The sequence below is a fragment of the Streptomyces sp. NPDC002536 genome (assembly GCF_053594995.1).
On record NZ_JBSFWU010000193.1, the window covers coordinates 1 to 6,310 of the forward strand.

The window sequence follows — 6,310 nt, forward strand, 5'->3', positions numbered from 1 at the left end:
CCCGTAAGGGGCGCGGGGAACTGCGCGAGCAACCACGACGCGCCCGCAGTCGAGGTTCCCGGGGCTTCGCCCCGGACCCCTGGGGTGGTGCGCCGGCTGCAGGCCGTCGGTGGCTGGTCGCGCAGTTCCCCGCGCCCCTTACGGGGCCGGGGTCTCGGGAACGTCGACTGCGGGCGCGTCGTGGCTGATCGCGCCCACGCGGCGGAGCCGCTGGGGGTACCTCCTGGGGGCACCCCCAGCGGTAGCTGGGGGAGGTAGCTGGGGGAGCAACAGCCCCGCGCCCCTTCGGGGCACGGAACTTACTGTGGGCGCGGGTCCCTACGGGCCTCCCGCAGGACGCCGGCGAGCTCGCCCGGGCGGAGCGTGGTCAGCGTCGCGTACAGGTGACCGTCCGGACGGACGACCGCGGCGACCGGCCGGGGCCCGAAGGCCGCAGCGACCGGCCCGTGGGACTGGCTGGGGGTCTCGACCACCTCCGCCAGACCCCCGGCCTCCCGGCGCACGGCGGCAGCCGTAAGGTGCCAGTTGTGCGGCCGGTTGCGGCCCACGTGCAGCAGGACGGTCCAGTTGTCGCGCGCCACGGCCGTCCAGGTGCCGGTGGTGCCGCCCTCGCCGAGCAGCACCGGCACCCGGTCGCCGGGCACGAGGCGGCCGTTGCGGGGGGCCTTGACCGTCTCGGGGCGGTAGGTGGCGTCGATCTGCCCGATCTTGGGAGCCAGTTGCCGCTGCAGCATTCCGGTGCGGTCGGCGGCGCGGACGATCCCGTCGCGCAGGGCGATCTGTGCGGGGTGCCGCAGGAAGCCCCAGCGGGTCTGCAGCGACGTGGAACGCGTCACCGCATGCGCCGCGGCCCGGCGTTCGATGCCGTAGCTGTCGAGCGCGGACTCCTCCATCCGGCCGCGGGCCACGGCGGCCAGCTTCCAGCCGAGGTTGAAGGCGTCCTGCAGCCCGGTGTTCATGCCCTGCGCACCGGCCGGGCTCATGATGTGCGCGGCGTCGCCGGCCAGGAAGCAGCGTCCGGAGCGGAAGTACTCGGCCGTGCGGATGTTGACGTGGAAGGTGGTGCTGAACCGCAGCTCGCCCAACTCGACGCCACCGGGGCCGCGTTCGCTGACGATGCGCTGGAAGAACTCGCGGCCGGGCTCCTCGCCCGCGGTCTCCGGCGGCACGCTGACGGCGACCCGCTGCACGCCGTCCCCCACGGGGCCGAGCGCGAGGCTGCCCTGCGGGGTGTAGCAGTAGCTGACGAGGTCGGGGGCGATGTTCCCCGACAGCTCGGCATCCGTGATCGCGAAGCACACCGAGAGCCGCTCGCCGTCGAAGGGGATGCCGAGCAGCTTGCGGACGGTGCTGTGCGCCCCGTCGGCGCCCACCAGCCAGGAGGCCGTGATGTCCTCGGTGATGCCGTCGGGCTGGGTGAAGCGGGCCACCGGCAGCGGCCCCGAGGTGTCGAGGGCGGTCAGGGTGCAGCCGCGCTCGACCTTTCCGCCGAGTTCGTGGAGCCGCTGTTCGAGGATGTCCTCGGTGCTGGTCTGCGGAATGCCGACGGCGAACGGATAGGGCGTCGCCTGCAGCCGGTTCAGCCAGGCGGTGCCCAGGGGCGCGTGGTCCGAGAAGTACTGGACGCCCTGGATCCGCTGCCCTTCCGCCGCGAGCCGGTCCGTCACGTCGATGCGCCGCAGCAGTTCCAGCAGCCGGGGCCAGACGACCGTGGCGCGCGAATGCTGTGAATGGCCGCGTTCCGCGTCGAGGATCCTCACGGGCACGTCCTGCTGGAGCAGTTCGCATGCGAGGACGAGCCCGACGGGGCCCGCGCCGACGACGACTACGGGTTCAGACATGGATATCGCTCCTCATCGGCCTTTTCCGGCTTTCCGGAGCACGTTAAGCCGGTGTCCGCGCGTCGGGCGCGGCTGCGCACCGCAAGACACCTGGCGGTTCACTTTAGTAACACCGGTGCGTATCACCGAGGTTGAATTTCGCCCGGCCCGCCTCTCGCATAGCGTCCTGATCGAACATTCGCGAACGATCGACAAGGACGGACATGCGGACATGAACCAGAAGCCAGCAAAGGCAAGGAATCCCGTTGTAGGCCTCATCACCGTGGTCGTTGCGTCGTTCCTGCTGCCGGTGACGCTGACCGGTTCCTCTATCGCCATGCCGGGAGTGGCCGCCGACTTCCACAACTCCCTCCCGGCCGGTCAGTGGATCGTCAACGCCTACGACTTGACGTTCGCGAGCTTCATGCTGGCCAGCGGCTCGTTCGCGGACCGCTTCGGACGGCGCAAGATCTTCCTGGCGGGCAGCATCGGCTTCGCGGCCTCCTCGTACCTCTCCGCGCTGTCCTCCGGCATCGTCATGCTCGACGTGATGCGGGCGATCGCGGGTCTCGCGGCGGCCATGGTCCTGACCTCGGGCAGCGCCCTGCTCGCCCAGCTCTTCGAGGGCCCGGCGCGCACGAAGGCGTTCGGCGTCTTCGGCACGGCGGTCGGAGTCGGCCTGGCCTTCGGCCCGTTCGTGGCCGGCTCGCTGTCGACCGAGTTCGGCTGGCGGGCGATCTTCCTGGTGCCGGCCATCGTCTCCACCGCCGTGGTGTTCCTGACCGGCATGCTGCCGGAGTCGTCCGACCCGGAGGCCACCAAGGTCGACTGGGGCGGTGTGCTCACCTTCAGCACCTCCCTGGCCGCGCTCATCTTCGCGCTCCTCGAAGGCCCGGACCTCGGCTGGACGTCGCCCCTGATCCTCGTGTCCTACGTCGCCTGCGCGGCGCTGCTCGCCGCCTTCGTGGTCGTGGAGCAGCGGCAGGAGCGGCCGATGTTCGACCTCAGCCTGTTCCGTCAGGCGCAGTTCGTCTCGCTCTGCGTCGCGGTCGTGGCGATCGTGCTCGGCACGACTCCGCTCCTGGTGTACCTGCCGAGCTACCTGACGGCGGTCAACGGCCAGACCACGATGCACGCGGGCATGGACATGATGATGATGACCGTGCCCACGGTGATCTTCCCGCTGATCACCGGCTACCTGCTGCGCTGGATCCCGGTCCGGCACATGGTGACCGCGTCGATCGGCTTCATCGCGGCCGGCGTCGCGTGGCTGACCGTGCTGCACCCCGGCATCGGCAACTGGGCGGTGCTCGGCCCGTACGCGCTGGTCGGCATCGGCATCGGCGTGTCCTTCGGCGTCATGGACGGCGCGGCCGTCTCCAGCGTGGAGCCGGAGCGGGCGGGCATGGCGGCCGGCATGTTCAACACCATGCGCCTGGCCGGTGAGGCCATCTCCATCGCCGTGGTCGGCAGCCTGCTGGTCACCTTCACGCGGGCCCAACTCGACGGCAGGCTCGACGCGTTCGACGGCCCGTACGGGCACAACCCGGACAAGCTCGCCAACGCGCTCAACCAGGGCCAGCTCGACGGCCCGGCCGGCACGGTCCCCGAGGCCTCGCGTGCGGCCTTCCACGAGGTGGCCGCGAACGGCTACACCGACGGCCTGCACACCGCGCTGTGGGTCATGGCGGCCTTCGTCGCCGCCGCCACGGTCCTGGTCGCCGTCGTCGGCGCCCGCCACAACGCCCGGCAGAAGGCGGCCGCCGCCGCTGCGGAGGCCCCCGGCGCCGTGCCGCAGGAGACCCCGGCCGTGACCGAGGACGTGCCCGTCGGCGCAGCGCACTAGCCCCGGACGCAAAGAAGCCGCCCTGTCCTGCTCTCACAGGACGGGGCGGCTTCGTCAGCGGTAGCGGAGGGATTTGAACCCTCGGTGACTTGCGCCACACTCGCTTTCGAGGCGAGCTCCTTCGGCCGCTCGGACACGCTACCGAGAGAGAGCTTAGCGGATGGTCGGCCCTGCTCCGAAATCGGTGTCCGATCCGGCCCCCGACGGAGCCCGGAAGAACCGCGTGAGCAGGTCCGCGCACTCGCCGGCCAGCACGCCCTCGATCACCTCGGGGCGGTGGTTGAGCCGGCGGTCGCGGATCACGTCCCAGAGGGAGCCGGCCGCGCCGGCCTTCTCGTCGGCCGCGCCGTAGACGACCCGCTCCAGGCGGGAGAGGACGATGGCGCCCGCGCACATCGTGCACGGCTCCAGGGTGACGACCAGCGTGCACCCGGAGAGGCGCCACTCACCGACGGCCCGCGCGGCCTCGCGGATGGCGAGGACCTCCGCGTGGCCGGTCGGGTCGCCGGTGGCTTCGCGCTCGTTGCGGCCGCGGCCGATGACGGAGCCGTCCGGTCCCAGCACGACGGCGCCCACCGGCACGTCGCCGGTGCCGGGCGCCCGCGCGGCCTCTTCGAGAGCGGCCCGCATCGGGGCCCGCCACGGGTCGCGCACGGGGTCGCCAGGCTGGTCGGGGACGGCTTCGTTCATGGCACCAGTGTGAGCGAACCCGCCCGGGGGCGGGTCAGCGCACTGCTTCCAGCACCTCGGTGCAGCCCAGCACGTCGGCGATCTCGCCGAGGGCGTCGCTGCTGAGGCTCTGCAGCTCCTTGCCGCTCACCCCCAGGTCGCCCAGCAGCCCGTCGTCGCCCAGCGGGCCGAACGGCGCCGCCTCGGCGGCCGCGGTGTCGTCCCCGTCCTCCTCCGTCTCGGGTTCGCCGTCCTCGGTGCCGTCGAGGTCCGGGAGCCCGAGCTCCTCGCCCCGGTCCTCGTCGCGGCCGGTCAGTTCATCGACGAGCATCGCCCCGTACGAGCTCCGGGCGGCGAGGGCGGCGTTCGACACGTAGACGCGGGGGTCGTCCTCGCCGTCCACCCGCACGATGCCGAACCAGGTGTCCTCCTGCTCGATGAGCACCAGGACCGTGTCGTCGTCCACCGCGTTGTCACGGGCCAGGTCGGCGATGTCGGACAGGGTCTCCACGTTGTCGAGTTCTGTGTCGCTCGCTTCCCACCCGTCTTCGGTGCGCGCGAGCATTGCGGCGAAGTACACCGTGACTCTCCCACTGGTCATAGGCGGTGCCGGGGCCGGACGGGGAGCACCCCGCCCACTCGGAATCGTGGCAGAAACCTCGCCGTTGCGAGAGGTCTTCCGCGTTGCGTCGTGCAGCAGTCCGAAGAGATGTCGCTCACGTGGGGTCCCAGGGGCCCGTCGTGCCGCATCACCAGCGGAACGTGCGCATACGCATCTGCTGGCGCATCCGGGCGGCCCGGGCGCGGCGCGGCTGGACGCGCTCCCGCAACTCCCTGGCCTCGTTCAGCTCGCGGAGGAACTGGGCGCGCCGCCGTCTGCGCTCGTCGGCGCTCTCCGGCTCCGTCCCGGGCTCCACGGGATCCGCCGGGTCCGCGTTCCGCCTGGGCTTGTCATGACCGGCCATGGGCAGCACCACCTCGTGCCGAGGTCCTCGCCCGGAGCGACAGACCGGGCGTATGTGCCCACTTTCCCCCTCGCCGGTGGTTTGATGCCAGGGCCCCGACAGGCCTCCGCGCACGGGCATGGCCGGTACGGGCGGGCGCCGGGGCGTCAAAGCTCGGTTAATGTCGATGTCATGCGGATCCACGTCGTCGACCACCCCCTGGTTGCTCACAAGCTCACCACGCTGCGCGACAAGCGCACCGACACCCCCACCTTCCGGCGCCTCGCCGACGAGCTGGTCACCCTGCTCGCCTACGAGGCCACGCGCGACGTGCGCACCGAGCAGGTCGACATCGAGTCCCCGGTCACCGCGACCACGGGCGTCAAGCTGTCCCACCCCCGCCCGCTCGTCGTGCCGATCCTGCGGGCCGGCCTGGGCATGCTCGACGGCATGGTCCGCCTGCTGCCCACGGCCGAGGTCGGCTTCCTGGGCATGATCCGCAACGAGGAGACCCTCAAGGCGGAGACCTACGCCACGCGGATGCCCGAGGACCTCTCGGGCCGCCAGGTCTACGTCCTGGACCCGATGCTGGCCACCGGCGGCACCCTGGTCGCGGCGATCAACGAGCTGATCACGCGCGGCGCCGACGACGTCACCGCCATCTGCCTGCTGGCCGCGCCCGAGGGCGTCGAGGTCATGAAGCGCGAACTCGAGGGCACGCCCGTCACGGTCGTCACCGCCTCGATCGACGAGCGCCTCAACGAGCACGGCTACATCGTCCCCGGCCTGGGCGACGCGGGCGACCGCATGTACGGCACGGCGGGCTGACGGGAGCCCTGCGGGCCGCTCGCGTCTCTTTCGGGGCGGTGCCCTGGTCGGTCGGGTGCGCGCGGTCCGTGGTTGCTCGCGCAGTTCCCCGCGCCCCTAAGGGGCGCGGGGTAGGCCACCGTGCGGAGGCCGCGTTCACGGTCGGCCAGAAACCACGCCGTGCCGCCGGCCGCCGCGCTTCCGCTGGTCAGGGCCCACCAGGG

6 protein-coding genes and 1 tRNA gene are annotated in these 6,310 nt (G+C 71.9%); 2 read left to right on the forward strand and 5 right to left on the reverse strand.

Annotated features, from left to right (window positions below; translation table 11 throughout):
• Positions 1-299 precede the first annotated feature (299 nt).
• Positions 300-1,841: an FAD-dependent monooxygenase gene (locus ACWD4B_RS34825; protein WP_451424529.1), complete on the reverse strand. Its 1,542-nt coding sequence runs from the start codon at positions 1,839-1,841 to the stop codon at positions 300-302.
• 211 nt (positions 1,842-2,052) lie between these two features.
• On the opposite strand from ACWD4B_RS34825, the gene ACWD4B_RS34830 reads away from it, so the two are divergent.
• Entirely contained in the window at positions 2,053-3,666 is a 1,614-nt protein-coding gene (locus ACWD4B_RS34830; RefSeq protein WP_451424530.1) for an MFS transporter, read from the forward strand.
• A gap of 58 nt (positions 3,667-3,724) precedes the next feature.
• Here ACWD4B_RS34830 and ACWD4B_RS34835 read toward each other — a convergent pair.
• The 4 genes from ACWD4B_RS34835 to ACWD4B_RS34850 all read right to left on the reverse strand — a co-directional run bounded on the left by ACWD4B_RS34835 (position 3,725) and on the right by ACWD4B_RS34850 (position 5,300).
• Positions 3,725-3,809: transfer RNA gene (locus ACWD4B_RS34835), tRNA-Ser, on the reverse strand.
• 10 nt (positions 3,810-3,819) lie between these two features.
• Entirely contained in the window at positions 3,820-4,356 is a 537-nt protein-coding gene (gene tadA / locus ACWD4B_RS34840) for a tRNA adenosine(34) deaminase TadA (protein ID WP_451424531.1), read from the reverse strand.
• 34 nt (positions 4,357-4,390) lie between these two features.
• Positions 4,391-4,915 (reverse strand): tRNA adenosine deaminase-associated protein, encoded by a 525-nt coding sequence (locus ACWD4B_RS34845; RefSeq protein WP_336410474.1) that lies wholly within the window; start codon positions 4,913-4,915, stop codon positions 4,391-4,393.
• 169 nt (positions 4,916-5,084) lie between these two features.
• On the reverse strand, positions 5,085-5,300 hold the full coding sequence (locus tag ACWD4B_RS34850; protein WP_414168493.1) for a hypothetical protein: 216 nt from the start codon (positions 5,298-5,300) through the stop codon (positions 5,085-5,087).
• A 171-nt stretch (positions 5,301-5,471) separates the two neighbouring features.
• Here ACWD4B_RS34850 and upp point away from each other — a divergent pair, with 171 nt between their 5' ends.
• Positions 5,472-6,107, forward strand: coding sequence for a uracil phosphoribosyltransferase (gene upp, locus ACWD4B_RS34855; RefSeq protein WP_451424532.1), 636 nt, complete (start codon positions 5,472-5,474; stop codon positions 6,105-6,107).
• Positions 6,108-6,310: the final 203 nt, after the last annotated feature.